Here is an 18,739-nt window from a genome sequence, read left to right on the forward strand (position 1 = left end):
CCTTCCCGCAGCCCGGCGCCGCCGCCACCGCCCCCGGGGGCTGCGGCTTGCGGGCGGATGGCGCAACGGTCCCGTAATCGCGACGAACGGCGCCCTTGGATGCTGGCACGCCGAATGCTGTAGCTCAGGCAAGGGTCCCCCACCCGGGGGCCGGGAGCAGCAAGATGTACACCCAGTCACTACAACTCATTATCGCCGTGGTCCAACCCCAGCAACAGGAGCGCTCACGCCGTCGGCAGGGCGCCCTGACCGAATTGTCACTGCGCGACGAAAACGTCCTCTTCGAGCACACTCGGGGCATCAGCCGGAATAATGACCGCCAGGGTTTTGCGCCCGGTTTCCGCCTCAGCGCGACCGGCGAGTTGGCCGCCTCCCGCTACGCCGACGGCTCCCCGGCCCCGGTCCATGTCCTGGACGGGCTGCCGGAAGACTGGATCGCCACCCGCGATGACGCCGGCCACGTCACCAGCACCAAACCGGGGCTGGTCAGCGGCTTCATCCGCGACGGACGCTTCTACACCCGTGAGGAGGCCGCCCGCGCCGCCGCCCATTAGCTCGGCAGGGCCTTACCCGGATTGAGTATCCCCGCCGGGTCCAGGGCCTGTTTGATCGCGGCCATCACCGCCAGGGTGGGGGCGTCGAGTTCCCGGTCCACGAAGTCGCGCTTCTCCAGCCCCACCCCGTGCTCCCCGGAGAGGGTCCCGCCCAGCCCCAGGGTCAGGGAGAAGACCGCATCCAGGCAGGCGTGGGCGCGCGCCATCTCCGCCGGGTCGTCGGGATTCATCAGCAGGTTGACATGGATGTTGCCGTTGCCGGCATGACCGAAGTTGACGATGCGGATGCCGGTCTCCCGCGCCAGGCGCGCCAGCCCATCGATGAACTCCGCCAGGCGCGAGACCGGCACCACCAGGTCCTCGTTGATCTTCTTGGGGGCCACCTGACGCAGCGCCGGTGACAGCGCACGGCGGGTGCGCCACAGCGCCTGGACCTCGGCCGCATCGCGCGCGTGGCGGACCTCCAGCAGTCCCTCGTTGCGGGCGGCGGCGGCCAGGGCCGCCGCCGCGTCCTCGATCCCGGCGCGGGCACCGTCCACCTCGATCATCAGCAGGGCGCCGGTCGCCGCCGGTACGTCGACCGCCGCGTAGCCGCGCACCATGGCGATGGCGGCGGCGTCCATGAACTCCAGGGCGCAGGGCGTTACCGGCTGGGCCATGAGGGTGGCGACCGCCGCCGCCGCGCTCTGGATGTCCCGGTAGGCGGCGCGCAGCGTCCGGGTCGCCTCCGGGAGCGGGGTCAGCCGCAGGGTCGCCTGGGTGATCAGGGCGAGCGTCCCCTCGGAGCCGATGATGAGCCGGGTCAGGTCATAGCCCACCACCCCCTTGGTGGTCAGGACCCCGGTGCGGATCGGCTCCCCAAGCCCGGTGACGGCCGTCAGGCCCAGGGTATTCTCCCGCGGGGTACCATACTTGACCGCCCGGGGCCCGGCGGAGTTGTAGGCCAGGTTGCCGCCGATGGTGCAGACCGCGGCACTGGTCGGGTCCGGCGGCCAGAACAGGCCCGCGGCGCCCGCTGCCCGCTGCAGGTCGGCATTGACCACCCCGGGCTCGCAGATCGCCAGCCGGTCGCCGGGGGCGATGCGCAGGATACGATTCATGCGCTCGAAGGAGAGCACCACCCCGCCCCGGTCCGGCACCGTCGCCCCGGTGGTGCCGGTGCCCCGGCCGCGGGCGATCAGCGGCAGACCTTGCGCCGCGCACAGGCGCACCAGGGCGGCGACCTGTCCGGTATCCGCGGCGAAGACCACCGCCTGGGGCAGGGCCTGACGGCGGCTGTTGTCGTAGCCATAGGGCCAGCAGTCCGCCGGATCGGTGAGCAGCCGGCCCGGCCCGGCAATGGCGGCCAGGTGGGCGCGCAGCGCGGGGCTCACGTCAGGTCTTGGGTTCCTGGTATTCAAAGAGCTTCACCACCTGCACGACCCCCGGAACATAACGGACCTGCTCCACGGCCGCATCCCCCTCCGCGACCGAGACCAGACCCAGCAGATAGACCACGCCGTTCTCGGTGACCACCGTGACCCGGGTGGGGTCGAAATCGGGGACCTCGACCTTGAAGAGGGCGAGCTTCGCCCGCGAGGTCAAGAGGACATCCTCGCTCTTGCGCGCAAAATCGATATCCGGTCCGATGGTCACCTCGTTGACCACCTTCCTCACCTTGGGCAGCCGACTCACCACCCCGCCCGCCAGGGCCACCTCCGCCTCACTGCGCACCTGACCGGTGAGGAGCACCAGATAGTTGTAGCTGGTGACCGACACCCGTCCGCGCCCCTTGAGCCCGGGCTCGTCATCCAACGCGGCAGTGGCGACGAAGTCGATCTGCTGGTCGTCGATGAAGGTGGTGTAGTCGCGCCGGTCATGGGCCGCCGCGGCGCCCACCGCGACCCCGCCGACCAGGAGCGGGACGCAGCCGCCGAGCACGGGGACGAGCCCGGCCAGGAGGAGCGCCGCCATGGTTCGCAGCCGTCGCGGTGGCCGCACTGTCTTTCGATCACTCAAAGCGGTTCCGCCTCTGGGGAGTTGGGGCAGCGGTTGCCAACAACCGTTGCAAGCTCAAAAGGCCGCGTCGAAGGCATTCCTGAACCACTGGATGCGGTCTTGGGCGCCGATCGCCACCACATCGAAACGGCAGGCCAAGGGGCTCGGGTGCGCCTGGAGGTAATGGCCGGCGGCGGCACAGAGACGCCGTTGTTTGTGATAGTCCACGCTCAGTTCGGCGCCGCCGAAGCGGGTGCCGGCGCGGTAGCGGACCTCCACGAAGACCAGGTTCTCACCCTCCTGCATGATGAGGTCGATTTCGCCGAAGCGACAGCGATGATTGCGCTTGATCAGGCGCAATCCCTGGTCCCTGAGCCAGTCGGCGGCGAGCCGTTCCTTGTCGGCGCCGACCGCGGTCGGGGACGGCGCGCCCGGGCGCCCCGGGTCCTTCACCCGCCCCGGGACACCGGTTCCGGCCGCGGGCGACTGGGCTCGGGCTTGGCCAGCGGCTTGACGGCAGCGGCCGGGGCCGCTTCGGCGGGCTTCGTCGGCGCGGTCTCAGCGCCGGCCTTGGCCGGGGGCGGCGCCTTGGCCGCCGCGATGGCGGTCACCGGCTTGGGACCGCCCGCGGTGAACTGGGCCAGCATCAGTTGGCGCTGGACCCGGCCTTGCGCGTCGATCGACAGGGTACCGGTCACACCCGGGAAGGTGGCGCCCGCGTCCTTCATCAGGGCCGCCAGCCGCGGGGTCAGTCGGTAGGCATCGATCCCCATGGCGAAGAGCCGCAACCCAAGCGGGTTGGCCAGCGCGGCACTCTTCTTGAGCTTGGCGCGGGCCAGCGGATCATCCGCCGCCCCCACCCCCAACACCCAGGGGGCATCGACGAAATAGAGCCCCGCCAGGGCCTTGTCACGCGCCGCGTCCGCCGCCCCCGAGTAGACCGCGGAGGTGGCGACCACCGGGAGCGCGACCGCCGCCGTACGCACGGCGGGGTAGACCTGGCGCGCCTGCTCCCCATCGGCCGCCAGGAACAGGAAGTCGGCCTTGCCCTTGTCGAGCAGCGCGCGGACCGCCGCGGCCGGGTCCGCGGCGGCCGGGTCGAAGCCGGCCTCCGCCACCAGGGTCCCGCCGAGCCTTTGCCACTGGCCGCGGAAGGCGTCCGCGCGCCGCTGACCGGCCTCACCCTGGGGGATCAGCATCAGGGCGCGGGTGAGGCCCTGGGCCTTCGCCTTCTTCGCCACCTCCACCGCCTCGGTCTCCGGGGCCAGGGCAAACTGGTAGAGGTTGCCCGCGGCCTTACCGGGTTTGGTCGCCCGATTCAGGGCCAGCGTGGGCACCTTCAGGGCCGGACCGCTCGCCAGGATGTCCACGGCGGGTTTGAGCAGCGGCCCGATGACCTGGGTCGCCCCGCCGGCGACGGCCTTCTTATAGGCATCCGCGATCTGGTTCGGCTGGTCGCTCGCGATGAAGGTCAGGGTCGGCTTGGCGGCGGTGTCGTCCGCCGCGTTGGCCGCCCGCAGGCCCTCGCGGACCGCGTTGGCCGCATCCGCGACCGGACCCCCGGCGGGCAGGATCACCGCCACCTTGTCGCCGCTCGCATAGCCGCCGCGCGGGCTCGGCGCCTGGCCCGCGAGGAAGCCGGCGCAGCCGCCCAGGAGCAGGGTCGCGCCCAGGACGCCGATGAGCGTCGGCACACGCAAGCGCGGGAGCGCGCAATAAGGGAGAGCGGGGGCGCGGTCTTGGTGCATGATAAGGGTTCCGTTGCAGACGTCGGGGGGACGGTCAGTTGGAAGAGAGACGCGGCGTACTATACGTGGTGGCAACACCCATCGGCAATCTTGGCGACCTGAGCGAACGCGCCCGTAAGACGCTGACGGACGTGGACCTGATCGCCGCCGAGGACACCCGCCAGACCCGGCACCTGCTCGAGCACTGCGCGATCAACACCCGGCTCACCGCCTACCACGACCACAACGAGGCCAGGGCCGCCGCGGGCCTTATCGAAACCCTGGAGTCCGGGCGCAGCGTCGCCCTGGTCTGCGACGCCGGCACCCCCCTGATCAGCGACCCCGGCTACGACCTGGTCGCCGCCGCCCGCGCCAAGGGGCTGTCCGTGGTCCCGATCCCCGGGGCCAACGCCGCCATCTGCGCCCTGTCCGCGGCGGGCCTGCCCAGCGACCGCTTTCTGTTCCTGGGCTTCCCGCCCCGCACCAGTGCCGCGCGCCGCGCCTGGACGCAAACCTTCGCGCGCGAGCCCGGGACCCTGGTGTTCTACGAGAGCGGCCGCCGGGCCGCCGCGACCCTCACCGACCTGGCGGCCGTACTCGGGGAGACCCGCCGCGCCGTGGTCGCCCGCGAACTCACCAAGCGCTTCGAGACCTTCCTCTTCGGCACCGCCCGCGAACTGGCCGGCCGCCTGGAGACGGACGACGAACAGCGCCTGGGCGAGTTGGTCATCCTGGTGGAGGGCTGGCAGGACCCGGGCGGCGCGGACCAGGCGGAGCAGGAGCGCGTCCTGCGCATCCTCGCCGCCGACCTGCCGCTGCGCCAGGCGGCCGGGCTCACCGCCCGTTTGACCGGGGGGCGCAAGAACGACCTGTATCGGATGGGACTGGATCTGGGGCTGGGGGCGGGGGAGCGGGACCCCTGAGGCCCCGGGTGCCGTCCTGACCGGCGGCGGAGCGAAAGCTCGCGGCTGCCTGCCGGCTGAGCGTTCCCATCCTTGGTCGCAATGGTGCTGACTGTGGAGAATGACCATGACCGGGCGTCGCTGGGGCTGACGGGCGGCACCGTCGGGCGGCCAGCGGGGGCGGAGGGCACCGGCGGGGGCTTGCGCGCATCGGCAACACTGATTGGCGGAACCTACTGCGGAGTTCCGCCTTACCCCCCGAACAGATACCCCAGGTCGATCTCCACCGTTTCAAACGGCGGGATGCGCGCGCGTTGTTCCTCCGGACCAGGCGCGGCGATACTGGCAACGACGCGATAGGCGTTGCGGTCGAGTTGGTAGGCGACCAGGGTCCGGTCCTCGGGCCAGATCAGCCAGTACCAGGGTACGCGATGGCGCTGCAACAGCAGGAAGATGGTCAGGGTGTCCTTGCGCTCATGACCGGGGGAGACGATCTCGCAGACCCAGTCCGGGATGACCTCGAGAACCCCGCGGGGGCGTTCGGGCAGGCGTTCCTTGCGCCACCCGGCGAGGTCATGGCTCGGACACTGATGGGCCTCATAGTGGACGCTGATCTCGCTGGCGATCCACCAGCCGCCGGGACCGGCAGTCCGTCTGAAGCTGTCCAACTCGGCGACGGCGTTGCCCTGCACGAAGCCGTGCTCGGCCCGCGCCATGGGCCGGCGCACGATTTCGCCATCGATCAGCTCGACGCGCTCATCCGGGCTTGCCAGCAGGTCGTCGAGCGTCTTGAGCTTGAGTGCCTCCATCGTTCAACGGCCGGTGGAGAAGAGCAGCCAGGCGCCGCCGAACCAGGAGGCCCCTACCAGCCCCAAGGCGAGTTGCGGGGGCAGCCACTGGCCGGGGCCCAGGACCAGCACCAGGGTGCCGCAGACGGCGAGCGTGGCCCCGGCCAGGGCGCGGGCGGAGAGTCCGGCGCGCGCCTCCGCGGCCCGGTCGTGGTCGTTGACCGTCTTGGCGGCGGCGAGGGTGCGGCGGGCGTCCAGGTCGGCGGCGTGCAGGATGCGGTGCACCACCAGCGGCAGGTCGGGCAACTGGTCGGCGATGGTGAGCAGGTTGCGCCGGGTGCGCTTGGCCAGGCCCTTGACGCCGATCTGGTCGCGCATCCAGCGCTCCATGTAGGGCTTGGCGGTGGTCCACAGGTCCAGTTCCGGGTAGAGCATCCGGCCCAGGCCCTCGATGTTGAGCAGCGTCTTCTCCAGCAGGACCAGTTGGGGCTGGACCTCCATGTCGAAGCGCCGGGCGGTCTGGAAGAGCCGCACCAGAAAGTGCCCGAATGAGATCTCGGAGAGCGGCTTCTCGAAGATCGGCTCGCAGACGGTGCGGATGGCGGACTCGAACTCGTCCACCCGGGTGCCGGGCGGGACCCAGCCGGACTCCACATGCAGTTCGGCCACGCGCCGGTAGTCGCGCTCGAAGAAGGCGAGGAGGTTCTCGGCCAGATAGCGCTGGTCGTCGCTCGTCAAGGTGCCGACGATGCCGAAGTCGACCGCGATGTAGCGCCCGCTGGGCTCGACGAAGATGTTGCCCGGGTGCATGTCGGCGTGGAAGAAGTTGTCGCGGAACACCTGGGTGAAGAAGATCTCCACGCCGCGTTCGCCCAGGAGCTTCATGCTCACGCCCTGCGCCTTGAGCCGGGGCACATCGGCCACCGGGGTGCCGTAGATGCGCTCCATCACCAGTACCGAGGCGCGGGTCCAGTCCCAGTAGACTTCCGGGATATAGAGCATCTCGCTGTGCAGCCAGTTGCGCCGCAGTTGCGAGCAGTTGGCCGCCTCGCGTTGCAGGTCCAACTCGTCGAAGATGGTCTTCTCGTACTCCTGCACCACCTCCACCGGGCGCAGGCGCCGGCCGTCCGGCCAGTAGCGCTCGGCCAGGCGGGCGATGGTGTAGAGCAGATCGATATCCTGGCGGATGGTCTTCTCGATCCCCGGGCGCAGCACCTTCACCACCACTTCGGTTCCGTCCTTGAGCCGCCCGGTGTGGACCTGGGCGACCGAGGCGGAGGCGAGCGGGCGCAGCTCGAACTCGTCCAGGACCTCGCCCACCGGGCGGCCCCAGGCCTTCTCGATCAGGGCCTGCGCCTGGGCCCCGGGGAAGGGCGGGACCCGGTCCTGGAGCTTGGCCAGTTCGACCGCCAGGTCATCGGGGAGCAGATCGCGGCGGGTGGAGAGGATCTGGCCGAACTTGACGAAGATCGGCCCCAGGTCCTCCAGCACGAGGCGCACCCGCACCGGATAGGCGGGCAGATCGCGGCGCAGCCAGTACCAGGGGGTGAGATAGAGGACCCAGCGCAGGGGGCGGAACAGGTGGGTGGCGAGGATGACCTCGTCCAGGCCGTGACGCAGCAGCACCCAGTTGATTCGGAACAGGCGCAGTGCCTGACGCGCGCCGATCATCGCGGGCTGCCGCGCTCCGCGTCCGCGCGGGCCGCGAGCCGCGCGATCCGTGCGGCCAGGCGCTCGACGTCGTCGCGCAGGGTGTCGACCTGGCGCAGGAACTCATCCACCTCGTAGCGCGTGGGCAGCAGGCGCGACTCCTCCTCCAGATACTCCTTGAGATTGGCCCGCGCGGTATCGCGCGTGCGCCCGCCCCAGTCGCCGGCGGCGCGCAGGGCGCGCCCGATCTGGTTGGCGATGGGGTCGCCGAGCACCCGGGCCAGTTGCTCCTCCCAGTCCACGTCGAGCCCCGCCAGGGCGTCGCTCAGGGCTTGGGCGACGGCCGCATCGCCCTCGATCCGCACCGCGCCGGAGGACAGTTGGGACTCCTTGCGCCCGGCCGTCATCATGCGCAACAGGGCGAGCGGGGCGCCGCGGATCAGACAATCCGGGGTGGCGTCATAGGCGCCGAAGACCTGGACCCGGTCAGGGCCGGGGATCAGGGTCAGACGGGCGCCCAGGCCCTCGATGTCGATGCAGATGATGTGCCCGTAGGTCGGCGCGAAGGCGCGTGCGCCCTCCGGGTCCAGGGCGATGTACTGATTCAGGGCCGCCTCGATCGTGGCCAGCAGGCCCGCGGGGATCGTGAAACCCGCCGCGGGGTCGCGCCCCGGGTCCAGTGTGTCGTCGTCGCTCATCACAGCTTGTACCCCCGATGGATGGCCACCACCCCGCCGGTCAGGTTGAAGTAGGTGCAGCGCTCGAACCCGGCCCCCTCCATCATGGTGCGCAGACTCTCCTGGTCCGGGTGCATGCGGATCGACTCGGCCAGGTAGCGGTAACTCTCCGAGTCGTTGGTGACCAGCCGGCCCAGGATGGGCAGCACGTTGAAGGAATAGAGGTCATAGACCCGGCTGAAGGCCTTGCTCGTGGGGTGGGAGAACTCCAGGATCAGGGCGCGCCCGCCGGGGCGCAGGACCCGATACATCTCGGCGATGGCCCACTCCTTGTGGGTCACGTTGCGCAGCCCGAAGCCGATGGTCACGCAGTCGAAGTGCTCGCCGACGAAGGGCAGGCGCTCGGCGTTCGCCAGGGCATAGTTGAGGTTGCCCACCCGCCCCTGATCGAGCTGCCGCTCCCGGCCGCGCGAGAGCATCGCCTCGTTGATGTCGGACATCACCACCTGCCCGCTGGGGCCCACGATGCCGGCGAAGCGCGCCGCCAGGTCCCCGGTGCCCGAGGCCAGGTCCAGCACCCGCTGCCCGCGGCGCACCCCGGCCAGCGCGATGGCGTGGCGCTTCCAGAGTCGGTGGATGCCGAGCGACATCAGGTCGTTCATGAGGTCGTAGCGCGAGGCCACGGAGTCGAAGACCTCGCGCACCCGCACCGCCTTCTCCTCGACCGGCACCTGCTGGTAGCCGAAATGGGTCGTCTCTTGTTCCGCCATGGCCTCGTTACTCTTGCGCGTGTCCGCCGGCCCCTCGCGGGGGCCCGTCTTGGGGTGCGATTCTACATGATGGCGGGGGCGGCCCGGGGGCGCGTGACGGGGCGGCGCTCGGTCGGCGCGCTCGGTCCGCACAGCGGACCCTACGGGCGGACCCACCGCGCCGGGGCCGCGGCGCGAGTCGTTGTCGTTGTCGTTGTCGTAATCGTGGTCGTAATCGTGGTCGGATTATTCGATTACGACAACGACAACGACAACGACAGGGTACCCGGGAACTCGGTCACCACATCAGTTCTGATCGCACCCGGCCCGGGGCCTGGGCTTGTTGTCCACCCCCGGCAAGGCTACAGTCCCGCGTAGCGCCCGAGGCGCTTAACCGTGCCCATCTTGCGGATACCCAGCCTTCATCAGGATAACCGGAGCCACCGCGTGCCCATCAGACCCCCACGATTCCGCCTGGCCGCCGCACTGTGCCTGGCGGTCGCCCTCGGCGCCCCGGTGACGGCCAGCGGATCGGACTCGCAGTCCGGTTCAGGCCCCATCATGGAACCGCTGTGGGAACTGGGTCTGTTCAACTTCGTCGCCGACCTGCCACACTACCCCGGGTCCGATGAATCGCGGGTCTATGCCTTCCCCACCCCCTTCCTGACCTACCGCGGCAAATATCTGCGCGCCGGCCGCGAGGGGGTGCGGGGCATCTTCTACCAGGGCCCCCAGATCGAGACCAGCATCTCACTCTCCGGCAATCCGCCGGTGGACGAGGACAACGAGGCCCGGGCCGGGATGCCGGGCCTGGACGCCATCGGTGAGCTCGGCCCCTCCATCAAGTGGTATTTTCTCGGGCGCGACCCGGTGGATCGGGTCTATCTCCAGGCCGCCGCCAGGGCCGCTGCCGCGATCGACTTCGCCTCCGGCCTGCAGGTTCGCTACCAGGGCGTGGCCGGGAGTCTGAACGCCGTCTATTATAACCGCAGCAGCTTGCGCGACCAGCGGATCAAGTTCCAGTTCGGGCTCGGGCTCCACGCCGGGGACCGGGTCTACAACGGCTATTTCTATGACGTGGCCCCGGCCTATGCCACGGCGACCCGCCCCGCCTATCACGCGGCCGGCGGCTACAGCGGGGCCTCACTGTCATTCTCCATCCAATACGACATGACGCCGCGGGTCTCGTTCGGCTTCTACTCACGCTGGGACAACTTGAGCGGCACGGCCTTCGCCGACAGCCCACTGGTGAAACAGGAAAACAACTTCGTGGTCGGGGCGGTCCTGATCCTGCGTCCGCTGCGCTCCGCAACGCTGGTGTCGTCCGAGGCATTCGACTGAGCGGATGCCAGGCTGACGCGGGGGCTACGGAGCGGCCAGCCAGGCGCCGAGCCTATCGCAGCAACCCCAACACTCGCGGGTCGCCGGAGCTTAGTACGCAGGCGCGGGCGACAGCGGTAAACTCCTGGTCCTCGCGGATGAGCCTCCGCACATTTCCAGCCGCTTCCTTGTATCCGTTCTTCGCTATTGCGTTGCTCTTGTCCGCATGGTAGCGCTCGAGTTCTTCAAGATACTTCTGTATCCTGCCCCAGCACTCGGACCACACGACTTTGCGCTTGTCCATGAGCGTCGGAAAATCGAGACTGCACCTCTCCACCGAATACTCTACCCGCTCCCTTTCCCAGTCATCAGTGATATGAGCCGCCGGCACCGCGCGGCCCTCTATGTTGAATGATAATAGGGTAGGATCGTGCTCGTCTGCAGGGTCCAGCAACATCGGGTCTTCGTACCGATGATCACCCTGTGCCATGCATCGCAAACACCCCGGACGTAGCGGAAAATAGGTGCCCTTCTTGCCGTTCCCCACGTTGCCGCAGATTCGGAAGTTCCGCCACTCGAAGGCGAGCCACCAGTACCCGTCATGTTTGGTGCCATCGGCATCCTTGGCCGACTTCTTCGGGCGGTAATGTTCCACATGCCAATGACTGAAGCAGTCCTTGGCCTCGGAAAACCAGCACTTCCCGTGAGAAAGATCCAAGAGCCAGGACTTGAGTTCGCCCCAGACCTTTTCATGAGCATCAATGATCGCATTCCGTGCGGTGGCATCGGGAGCCGACTTCAGTTCAGCCAGCAGTGCTTTCGCCTTTGCTTCCCAGGCTGGGTCCGGCGACCTGTCCCGCAGCGGAATATACCTCACGCCCTACCACCGTTAACAGCGGCCTGCTCCTCGGCCAACAGTTCGGCAATCACCGCATCGGCCAACTCCGCCTGAGCGTCAATGTCTTCTTTCGACAGCGGCGCATGACGTTCCGCCGGGCGGCGCCTCGCCATGGCATTGGCAAAGGATTCAAAATAGGGATTTGGATGGGTGCGTGATACCCCAAGCGCATTCAGTTCCGCGGCAAGGCGCATCAATTCGCCCTGTTCTGCCTCGGTCTTTTCCGGTTTTCCAAGCAGATCATAATGCCGGTCGAGCTTCCCAAGGACCTCCGGCGCCAGTGTCGACGGCAACCCATACAACTCGGTTTTCAGCAATCCTTCCACACCGATCCCGATCGGATCGAAGTCGGGCTCGATTGCAGCGATGGCGCCCTCCGTGGAAACCAGCAAGCGGACCTGGTTCCTGCGCAGACTGCCGATCATCAATGGATTGTGGGTCGCAACGATCAGTTGGCCTTTCTCGGCGCGGATGTTCTCCTGCAAGAGCCTCAAGAAATCGTAGGTCCAGACCGGGTTGAGGTGGGTATCCGGCTCGTCGAGGAGATAAAGCGATTCGTCGTTTTGGGTGAAGAGCAAGAGCCCGAGCACGGTGAGGAGTTGTTGTTCCCCCTCACTCATCTGCACGAACTTCACGCGCTCGCCGTCGGTCCGCTCTACCGTGACCCGGACCTCGTCGATCAGGTCGCAGAGGAAGAGGCTCTCCAGGTAGCCGAACAGGGTCTTGGGGTCCTCGCCCGGCTCCATCAGTGCTGCAAGCTCGGCCTCGTTCTTGATGAACAGATAGAGCCTTTCAGTAGTTTCGCCCTGCCGACGCACGTCGCGCTCGATCGTCTCGGTATTGCGGATCGGCGCCAGGGCGCGTTTCCACAGACGGTCCAGGAAGCCCTTGAAGGCGCCGCGGGCATACCAGAAGCGCGGGTCGCCATCGGCCTGACGCGTCTTGGTGGGCGAGCCGCTGCCCCGCCACCAAGGGGTCTTGAGCACGAACAGTGCCGACTCGAAGCGCGCGATGCCCAGATAATCCCGCAAGACCTGGTGACCGGCAGCCGATCCCGCCAGGAAAAAGGCGAGCAGTACGAGTTGACTGTACTCCATACGGCAGAAAAACAGGCGCCGCAGGGGGAGTTTGCCGTCCGGGCTCTTCAGGATGTGATCGTAGTGCCTACGCGTCGGGCGGTCGAAATGCCGCTCCAAGCGGCTGCTCCAACCGGAATAATAAGCAAAGACGTAATTGGGCAAATAGGTGTCCAGGTCGCGCTGAAAGGCCGCCTGGGCCAACGGGCGGCCATCGACGCTGATCTCGAGACGCCGGTTGGAACGGGCCGGGTCGGCATCGATATGGATAGCGTGGTCGCGACAGACATAGTCCAGGGTATAGGCGAAGAGCGGGGGGACGCCCAGTTCCAGGTCCCGAAAGATCTCGACGATCGCCTCCATCAGGTTCGACTTGCCGGTACCGTTGCGACCCAGGAGCACCGTTGTCGGCTGCTGTTCGTCGAACTCGATCTCGAAACCGCGCAGATTGCGGTAACGCGGGATTCGCAGCCGATCGAGTCTCACGCTGCCACCTCCAACAGGCGCGGCGCTGTGACCGAATTACCCTGGCGCTCTTTCAGGAAACCCCGGGTCTCTTCATCCTTGAGCTGATTATAAAAGTCGTCAATATCGAGTTGTGCGGCGGACCACAGGGCCTCGGCCGTGAGCGGGCCGCGCTCATCCAGAATGGCCGCCAGATGGTTGCTTTCGATGTCGTGGCGATTCAGCATGGTGGTTTCGGGCTTCTGAGTCTTGGCCGCGCGACGGCCACCACGCTTTCCGGGCCTGGTTGGCTCGAACGCGCGGGCCGCGCGGACGCGTTCGAGGAGTAGTCCTGCGGGTTCGTCATCCTGAGGGTCGCAGGCACGCGGTCGAGGCGCTCGCGGCAGGCGTCCACCCGCGCGAGGATCGTGTCGAGTTTGTCGGCGATGCGTCTCTGCTCATTGATTGGGGCGAGCACGAAAGGGGCATCCCTTCCCGACTTGGTACCGAGCCGAGGCATATTCAATCCATGACTTTCGGCCGTTACGTAATCAAGAAACGTCGGGTGCCTCAACCAATAGAAAAGATACCGGCCGTCCAGCCACACTGACGGCTTTAGCGGAATGATCTCCGTCGTGCAGAAGCCGGCCCCATCGGCGCAGACTACCTTGTTCAGATAGGGTCGAAGCTTGCCGTAAAGCACATCACCTGCAGCAAAGCGGTTCTTGGTGCTTTTGGATTGGCGCTGCGCGAACGTGAGTCGCTGGAGAATCTTAGACGTGCCTTTCTCAATATCTTCAAGCTCCAGAACCCAGGCATCGGCTGGAATGGCGTCAGGCTCTGCCTTGTCTGGCGTGCCATAGTCGACGACATCGCCGAGTCTGCAGGTCGTCCAACTCTCCGGCAGCCCGGTCATTCCTGCTCTTCTCCCCCTAACTCCCGCTCGATCTGCTCGATCGTCGGCAGGCTGGACTGTAGCTCGTCCGGCAGGGCTGCGGTGAGTTGGTATTCCGCGACACCCATAGGCTTATTGATGTCCCGCAGGGCGTACTCGGCCACCAGGCGGTTCCGGGTCTTGCATAAAAGCAGCCCGATGGTCGGCCCATCCTGGTTGGTGGCAATTTGGGCATCCACGGCACTCAGGTAGAAGCCGAGCTTGCCGGCGTACTCCGGCTTGAAAGCCCCTGCCTTCAGTTCGACGACCAGATAACAGTGCAATTTGAGGTGATAGAAGAGCAGGTCCAGTACGAAATCCTCACCGCCAACCTCCAACGGAACCTGGCGACCCACATAGGCAAAGCCCGCACCCAACTCCAGCAGAAAGCGGGTAATATGTTCCACCATGGCGGTTTCGATGGCGCGTTCGTTGGCCTCTTGGCCGATATCGAGGAAGTCGAAGATGTAGGGGTCCTTGAGGAGATTACGGGCAAGGTCGGACTGGGGTGCGGGCAGTTGCAGCGCGAAGTTGGTGATGGCCTGACCTTCACGTTCCAGCAAGCGAGTCTCTATGTGGATGCCCAAGGTATTACGGGACCAGCCCTGTTCGAGGGCCCGCCGGGCGTACCGAAGGCGCCGGTCCGGCCCCTTCAACTTACTGAGAAGAAAGAGATTGTGACCCCACGGCAAAAGTCCAACAAGCTGTTGGACAATTGTCTCGTCGGGCCAAGCCTCGGCGAAGGCGCGCATGTAGAGCAGGTTAGAGCGCGAAAATCCTTTCATCTCGGGAAAGGCGGTTCGCAGGTCGTGTGCCAGACGCTCGATGATCTTGGCCCCCCAACCCAGTCGCGCCTGACGCTCCAGAATATCTCGACCAATCTCCCAGTAGAGAGAGACCAATTCGCGGTTCGCTGCCAACGCGGCCCGCTGGCGCGCGGCGTGGATGCGTGACTTTAGGGCCGCGAGCCAATCCCCATAGCCTTCAGGCGTGGTGAGCAGGGAGGGGTGATCCGAAGTCACTCTTGCACCTCCACTGATAGGGATCGCCTGCGCACCGATGGTCGTAGCAGTGCTGCAATCATCAGACTGCCCGGGGGGAGGTAGGTCATTCTACAACCTCTTCTTCCTGGCCTTCCCCTAACTCCGCCAGGATACCGCGCAGTTCTTCGATCGCGGCCTCCAGTTCGTCCATCGCCGCCACCGCGAGCACGGCGGGTTCGGGCAGATCCTCGCCGGTGTCGGCGCTGTCGTCCTTGAGCCAGGCAATGTCGAGGCTGTCGCCGCGGGCGGCGATCTCCTCGCGGGTGAAGCGGCGGAAGCGGCCGGTTTCTCCGGTGTCCTCGCGGCGGCTCAGGATCTGCGGGCCACCCAAGGAGTCCTCACCGAAGGCGGCCTCGAAGTCGGCGAAGTGTTCGCGGGTGAGTTGGGTGCGCTTGCCGAACTGCGGCATGTTGGCCCGGAGATCATAGACCCAGGTTTCGCGCGTATTATCCTTCTGCGTTTCGCCGCGGGTGAAGAAGAGGACATTGGTCTTGACTCCCTGGGCATAGAAGATGCCAGTGGGCAGGCGCAGCACGGTGTGGAGGTCGCACTTGTCCATCAGGTCGGCGCGGATGGAGCGGCCGACATTACCCTCGAAGAGCACGTTGTCGGGCAGGACCAGGGCGGCGCGCCCGCCGGGCTTGAGGCCCAGATAGCAATGCTGGAGAAAACAAAACTGCTTGTTGCTGGTCGGGAAGCTTAAGTCGGTGCGGGTCGGCAGGCCGCCGCCTTTCTTGGTGCCGAAGGGCGGGTTGGTGAGGATCAAGGTGGCGCGGGGGAGCGCCTGACCCTCGGGCGAGAGGGTGTCGCCGTAGCGGATGCCGGCGCCGCGTGGCGCGGAGTCGAGTCCGTGGAGCATCAGGTTCATGAGGGCGAAGCGGTGAACGTCCTGGACGTGCTCCATCCCGTAGAAGGTGTTACGCCGGTACTTGCGTTGCTGCGCCTCGGTCCAGCCGTCCGGGTCGCCGTGCGCGCGCAGCCAGTGGGCGGCGGCGATGAGGAAACCGCCGGTGCCGGCCGCCGGGTCTTGGATGATGTCGTCAATGGTGGGGCGCATGACCGCGACCATGGCATCGATCAGGGGGCGCGGGGTGAAGTATTGGCCGGCGCCGGATTTCTTCTCGTTGGCGTTCTTCTGCAAGAGCCCTTCATAGAGGTCGCCCAGGCCCTCCTGGCGGGCGCTGTACCAGTCGAGCTTGTCGATCTCTGTGACCAGGGCGGAGAGGGTCGCGGCCTTCTTTATGAATGAGCTGGCATTTCCGAAGATCTGACGAACCAGCGGCGAACCGTGGTTCTCCAGGTGGATCAGTGTGACCTTGTAGATCTCCAGCCGCCGGGCGGCGGACTTGGCCTCTAAATCGTCCCAGCGGTAGCCGTCCGGGATCTGGTCCTCGGTGCCGGTCTCCTTGGCCATCTTGAGGAACAGCAGGTAGGTCAGCTCGGTGACGTACTGGTGATAGGTGACGCCGTCGTCCTTGAGCAGGTTGCAGAGGGTCCAAAGCTTGGCGACGATATCGTGGGTGACTATGGTCATGCCGCTCGTTCCAGTGATTCGAGCAGGCGGGCCGCCGTGATGATCCGGGGGGCGAAGGCGTCCGCCAGGGTCAGCAGGTCGGCATCGCCCGTCACGAGGACGTCGGCCCGGCCGGCGGCGGCCAGGTGCAGGAAGGGCTGATCGAAGGGGTCGCGGCAGGCCGGCGTTGCGGGCGGCGGGTCCGGGACTGCGACCGTTTCGCACCAGGGCAGATAGTCGGCCAGGAGTTCTTTCTGCTTGGCGGCAAACAGGCTGAATTTGGGATAGCCCAGGGTACGCAGTAATTCGGTCGCGGTGACGGTCGAGATCAGCGGTATGACACGCCGCTGCTGCCAGGCCCGGCGCAAGGCGCCCGGCCGGGCGCCGCCGAAGACCAGGGCGGACAGGACCAGATTGGTGTCGATCACGACACGCGGGGGGCGGTGCGCCGCGGCCACGGGCCTGCCCGTCAGGCCCGGTCGCCCTGCCGCGCCCAGGCGACGGCATCGTCGATGTCCGCTTCGGTCAGGTTCAATTCGGCCAGCTTGGCCCGCACGGCGTCCGCCCGCTGGACGCGCACGGGCGTGAGTATGATCTGGCCGTCGCGGGTTTCCACCTGGAAATACTCGCTCCGACCGACCGCCTCGGTCACGGCCTTGGGCAGGGTGAGTTGGTTCTTGGCGGTCAGCTTGGCGAGCATCGGATCGACTCCAGGTAAGGATTCCTTACTTTAGCGCTTGACGGCGGCATCGGCAATGGCGGCGGCCATTACGGCAGGCTCCGGGATAACCCGGACGCGAGCGAATCAATCCTCCACCGGCTCGGCCCACAGATCATGGTCGCCGGAGTCGGTCACCACGACCTCGATGAAGTCGCCGGGGTCCAGTTCCCAGGCGCCGGGGATGACGACGACGCCATCGATCTCCGGGGCGTCCCCGACGCTGCGGGCGATGACCTCGTCATCGTCCACCTCGTCCACCAGCACCGTGAGACGCTGCCCGATCCGTTGGGCGAGTTTGTCCCGGCTGATCTGCGCCTGGATCTCCATGAAGCGCGCCAGGCGCTCCTGTTTGACCTCCTCCGGCACCGGGTCCGGCAGCTCATTGGCCGCCGCCCCCGCCACCGGCGAGTAGGGGAAACAGCCGACCCGGTCCAGGCGTGCGGCGCGGATGAAGTCCAGCAGGCACTCGAACTCCGCCGCCGTCTCCCCGGGGAAGCCGACGATAAAGGTGCTGCGCAGGATGAGTTCCGGGCAGGCCGAGCGCCAGCGCTCCAGCCGCTCCAGGACGCGCTCCGCGGCGGCCGGTCGATGCATGGCCTTGAGCACGCGCTCGGCGCCGTGCTGCAGCGGCATGTCGAGATAGGGCAGGATCACCCCCTCCGCCATCAACGGGATCAGTGCGTCCACATGGGGATAGGGATAGACATAGTGCATCCGCACCCAGGCCGGCAGTTCACCCAGGGTGCGGGCCAGCGTGACCAGATCGCTGGTGAGCGGCCGGCCCTTCCAGAAGTCCGGCCGGTAGCGCAGATCCAGGCCATAGGCGCTGGTGTCCTGGGCGATGACCAGAATCTCACGCACCCCGGCCTCCACCAGGCGCTCGGCCTCGGTCAGGATGTCGCCCAGCGGGCGGCTCACCAGGTCCCCGCGCAGGCTGGGGATGATGCAGAAGGTGCAGCGGTGGTTACAGCCCTCGGAGACCTTGAGATAGGCATAGTGGCGCGGGGTGAGCCGCACCCCCTGCGGCGGCACCAGGTCCAGGAAGGGGTCATGGGGGGCCGGCAGTTCCCGGTGAACGGCGGCCATCACCGCGTCCAGGTCGTGCGGGCCCGTGACGGCGAGCACCCGCGGGTGGGCGGCGCGGATCAGGTCCGCGCGTGCCCCCAGACAGCCGGTGACCACCACGCGGCCGTTTGCGGCCAGGGCCTCGCCGATCGCCTCCAGGGACTCCTCCACCGCCGCGTCGATGAAGCCGCAGGTGTTGACGATAACGAGTTGCGCCCCGTCATAGCTCGGGGTGATCGCATAGCCCTCGGCCCGCAGGCGGGTGAGGATGTGCTCCGAGTCCACGGTCGCCTTGGGGCAACCCAGGCTGACGAAGCCGATGCGGGGCGGGCCGGCAGGGGCCGGGGTGCGGTCAGGTGTGGCCAAGGCAGGGCTCCGGGATGGCGGGCAATGGGCAGGGCAGGGCGTCGGCGCGCGGCGGCCGGCGGGCGAGTCGGATCGGGTTGCCATGGTATGGGGCCGGGGGCGCGGACACAAACGCGCGCACGGCGACGGGTGCGATCAGAACTGATGCGGTGACCGAGATCCCGGGGACGCCGTCGTTGTCGTTGTCGTTGTCGTAATCGAACAATCCGACCACGATCACGACAACGACAACGACAACGACAACGACAACGACGGGCGGGGGACCAGGACGCGAAATCTGCGGCGCAGGACCTACGGCAACCCGGTATGCTCGGCACTGGTTCAGTTTGGTTCTT

21 protein-coding genes are annotated in these 18,739 nt (G+C 67.2%); 3 read left to right on the forward strand and 18 right to left on the reverse strand.

Annotated features, from left to right (window positions below; translation table 11 throughout):
- Nucleotides 1-164 precede the first annotated feature (164 nt).
- Nucleotides 165-554 (forward strand): hypothetical protein, encoded by a 390-nt coding sequence (locus THSYN_RS01490; RefSeq protein ID WP_100917573.1) that lies wholly within the window; start codon nt 165-167, stop codon nt 552-554.
- Here the strand turns inward: THSYN_RS01490 and THSYN_RS01495 are convergent.
- The 4 genes from THSYN_RS01495 to THSYN_RS01510 form a co-directional block, all read right to left on the reverse strand.
- Entirely contained in the window at nt 551-1,927 is a 1,377-nt protein-coding gene (locus THSYN_RS01495) for an FAD-binding oxidoreductase (protein WP_236848768.1), read from the reverse strand. The two genes, THSYN_RS01490 and THSYN_RS01495, sit on opposite strands and share 4 nt — an antisense overlap.
- A 1-nt stretch (nt 1,928) precedes the next feature.
- Nucleotides 1,929-2,507 carry a BON domain-containing protein gene (locus THSYN_RS01500; RefSeq protein WP_100917575.1) on the reverse strand — a complete coding sequence of 193 codons (579 nt, stop codon included), beginning with the start codon at nt 2,505-2,507 and terminating at the stop codon, nt 1,929-1,931.
- A gap of 99 nt (nt 2,508-2,606) precedes the next feature.
- Entirely contained in the window at nt 2,607-2,984 is a 378-nt protein-coding gene (locus THSYN_RS01505; RefSeq protein ID WP_100917576.1) for a YraN family protein, read from the reverse strand.
- Nucleotides 2,981-4,279: a penicillin-binding protein activator gene (locus THSYN_RS01510; protein ID WP_100917577.1), complete on the reverse strand. Its 1,299-nt coding sequence runs from the start codon at nt 4,277-4,279 to the stop codon at nt 2,981-2,983. The genes THSYN_RS01505 and THSYN_RS01510 overlap by 4 nt, the downstream gene beginning before the upstream one ends.
- 65 nt (nt 4,280-4,344) lie before the next feature.
- On the opposite strand from THSYN_RS01510, the gene rsmI reads away from it, so the two are divergent.
- On the forward strand, nt 4,345-5,181 hold the full coding sequence (gene rsmI / locus THSYN_RS01515; protein WP_418219926.1) for a 16S rRNA (cytidine(1402)-2'-O)-methyltransferase: 837 nt from the start codon (nt 4,345-4,347) through the stop codon (nt 5,179-5,181).
- Between the two features lie 230 nt (nt 5,182-5,411).
- On the opposite strand, the gene THSYN_RS01520 is transcribed toward rsmI, so the two are convergent.
- Genes THSYN_RS01520 through ubiE form a run of 4 tightly spaced genes read right to left on the reverse strand, consistent with a single transcriptional unit; the run spans nt 5,412 to nt 9,045 of the window.
- Nucleotides 5,412-5,969 carry a Uma2 family endonuclease gene (locus THSYN_RS01520; RefSeq protein ID WP_100917579.1) on the reverse strand — a complete coding sequence of 186 codons (558 nt, stop codon included), beginning with the start codon at nt 5,967-5,969 and terminating at the stop codon, nt 5,412-5,414.
- Between the two features lie 3 nt (nt 5,970-5,972).
- A complete protein-coding gene (gene ubiB / locus THSYN_RS01525) occupies nt 5,973-7,619 on the reverse strand; it encodes a ubiquinone biosynthesis regulatory protein kinase UbiB (protein ID WP_100917580.1) in 1,647 nt (548 codons plus the stop codon).
- Entirely contained in the window at nt 7,616-8,296 is a 681-nt protein-coding gene (locus THSYN_RS01530) for a ubiquinone biosynthesis accessory factor UbiJ (RefSeq protein ID WP_100917581.1), read from the reverse strand. Before THSYN_RS01530 ends, ubiB begins: the two co-directional genes overlap by 4 nt.
- Nucleotides 8,296-9,045 (reverse strand): bifunctional demethylmenaquinone methyltransferase/2-methoxy-6-polyprenyl-1,4-benzoquinol methylase UbiE, encoded by a 750-nt coding sequence (gene ubiE / locus THSYN_RS01535; RefSeq protein WP_100917582.1) that lies wholly within the window; start codon nt 9,043-9,045, stop codon nt 8,296-8,298. Before ubiE ends, THSYN_RS01530 begins: the two co-directional genes overlap by 1 nt.
- Before the next feature lie 426 nt (nt 9,046-9,471).
- Between ubiE and THSYN_RS01545 the strand changes: the two genes are divergently transcribed.
- Nucleotides 9,472-10,365: a MipA/OmpV family protein gene (locus THSYN_RS01545; protein WP_100917584.1), complete on the forward strand. Its 894-nt coding sequence runs from the start codon at nt 9,472-9,474 to the stop codon at nt 10,363-10,365.
- 52 nt (nt 10,366-10,417) lie between these two features.
- On the opposite strand, the gene THSYN_RS01550 is transcribed toward THSYN_RS01545, so the two are convergent.
- The 10 genes from THSYN_RS01550 to THSYN_RS34715 all read right to left on the reverse strand — a co-directional run bounded on the left by THSYN_RS01550 (nt 10,418) and on the right by THSYN_RS34715 (nt 18,618).
- Nucleotides 10,418-11,221: an HNH endonuclease family protein gene (locus tag THSYN_RS01550; protein WP_100917585.1), complete on the reverse strand. Its 804-nt coding sequence runs from the start codon at nt 11,219-11,221 to the stop codon at nt 10,418-10,420.
- Nucleotides 11,218-12,804 (reverse strand): AAA family ATPase, encoded by a 1,587-nt coding sequence (locus THSYN_RS01555; protein ID WP_100917586.1) that lies wholly within the window; start codon nt 12,802-12,804, stop codon nt 11,218-11,220. The genes THSYN_RS01550 and THSYN_RS01555 overlap by 4 nt, the downstream gene beginning before the upstream one ends.
- Nucleotides 12,801-13,010: a hypothetical protein gene (locus tag THSYN_RS01560; protein ID WP_100917587.1), complete on the reverse strand. Its 210-nt coding sequence runs from the start codon at nt 13,008-13,010 to the stop codon at nt 12,801-12,803. The genes THSYN_RS01555 and THSYN_RS01560 overlap by 4 nt, the downstream gene beginning before the upstream one ends.
- On the reverse strand, nt 13,004-13,678 hold the full coding sequence (locus THSYN_RS01565) for a restriction endonuclease subunit S (protein WP_100917588.1): 675 nt from the start codon (nt 13,676-13,678) through the stop codon (nt 13,004-13,006). The genes THSYN_RS01560 and THSYN_RS01565 overlap by 7 nt, the downstream gene beginning before the upstream one ends.
- A complete protein-coding gene (locus THSYN_RS01570) occupies nt 13,675-14,718 on the reverse strand; it encodes a PDDEXK nuclease domain-containing protein (RefSeq protein WP_100917589.1) in 1,044 nt (347 codons plus the stop codon). Before THSYN_RS01570 ends, THSYN_RS01565 begins: the two co-directional genes overlap by 4 nt.
- A gap of 85 nt (nt 14,719-14,803) precedes the next feature.
- Entirely contained in the window at nt 14,804-16,273 is a 1,470-nt protein-coding gene (locus THSYN_RS01575; RefSeq protein ID WP_100917590.1) for a class I SAM-dependent DNA methyltransferase, read from the reverse strand.
- Nucleotides 16,270-16,710, reverse strand: coding sequence for a putative toxin-antitoxin system toxin component, PIN family (locus THSYN_RS01580; protein ID WP_100917591.1), 441 nt, complete (start codon nt 16,708-16,710; stop codon nt 16,270-16,272). Before THSYN_RS01580 ends, THSYN_RS01575 begins: the two co-directional genes overlap by 4 nt.
- An 11-nt stretch (nt 16,711-16,721) precedes the next feature.
- Complete coding sequence (locus THSYN_RS01585; RefSeq protein ID WP_100917592.1) at nt 16,722-16,952, reverse strand: AbrB/MazE/SpoVT family DNA-binding domain-containing protein; 231 nt, start codon at nt 16,950-16,952, stop codon at nt 16,722-16,724.
- Between the two features lie 105 nt (nt 16,953-17,057).
- Entirely contained in the window at nt 17,058-18,404 is a 1,347-nt protein-coding gene (gene rimO, locus THSYN_RS01590) for a 30S ribosomal protein S12 methylthiotransferase RimO (RefSeq protein WP_236848769.1), read from the reverse strand.
- Nucleotides 18,391-18,618: a hypothetical protein gene (locus tag THSYN_RS34715; protein ID WP_172965199.1), complete on the reverse strand. Its 228-nt coding sequence runs from the start codon at nt 18,616-18,618 to the stop codon at nt 18,391-18,393. Before THSYN_RS34715 ends, rimO begins: the two co-directional genes overlap by 14 nt.
- Nucleotides 18,619-18,739 lie beyond the last annotated feature (121 nt).

The organism is Candidatus Thiodictyon syntrophicum, assembly GCF_002813775.1.
In the GTDB taxonomy this organism is placed as follows: Bacteria; Pseudomonadota; Gammaproteobacteria; order Chromatiales; family Chromatiaceae; genus Thiodictyon; species Thiodictyon syntrophicum.

Coding starts and splice junctions, on each gene's coding strand:
- THSYN_RS01490 (WP_100917573.1), top strand. CDS start 165: ATGTACACCCAGTCACTACAACTCATTATCGCCGTGGTCCAACCCCAG.
- THSYN_RS01500 (WP_100917575.1), bottom strand. CDS start 2,507: ATGGCGGCGCTCCTCCTGGCCGGGCTCGTCCCCGTGCTCGGCGGCTGC.
- THSYN_RS01510 (WP_100917577.1), bottom strand. CDS start 4,279: ATGCACCAAGACCGCGCCCCCGCTCTCCCTTATTGCGCGCTCCCGCGC.
- THSYN_RS01520 (WP_100917579.1), bottom strand. CDS start 5,969: ATGGAGGCACTCAAGCTCAAGACGCTCGACGACCTGCTGGCAAGCCCG.
- ubiB (WP_100917580.1), bottom strand. CDS start 7,619: ATGATCGGCGCGCGTCAGGCACTGCGCCTGTTCCGAATCAACTGGGTG.
- THSYN_RS01530 (WP_100917581.1), bottom strand. CDS start 8,296: ATGAGCGACGACGACACACTGGACCCGGGGCGCGACCCCGCGGCGGGT.
- ubiE (WP_100917582.1), bottom strand. CDS start 9,045: ATGGCGGAACAAGAGACGACCCATTTCGGCTACCAGCAGGTGCCGGTC.
- THSYN_RS01560 (WP_100917587.1), bottom strand. CDS start 13,010: ATGCTGAATCGCCACGACATCGAAAGCAACCATCTGGCGGCCATTCTG.
- THSYN_RS01565 (WP_100917588.1), bottom strand. CDS start 13,678: ATGACCGGGCTGCCGGAGAGTTGGACGACCTGCAGACTCGGCGATGTC.
- THSYN_RS01575 (WP_100917590.1), bottom strand. CDS start 16,273: ATGACCATAGTCACCCACGATATCGTCGCCAAGCTTTGGACCCTCTGC.
- THSYN_RS01585 (WP_100917592.1), bottom strand. CDS start 16,952: ATGCTCGCCAAGCTGACCGCCAAGAACCAACTCACCCTGCCCAAGGCC.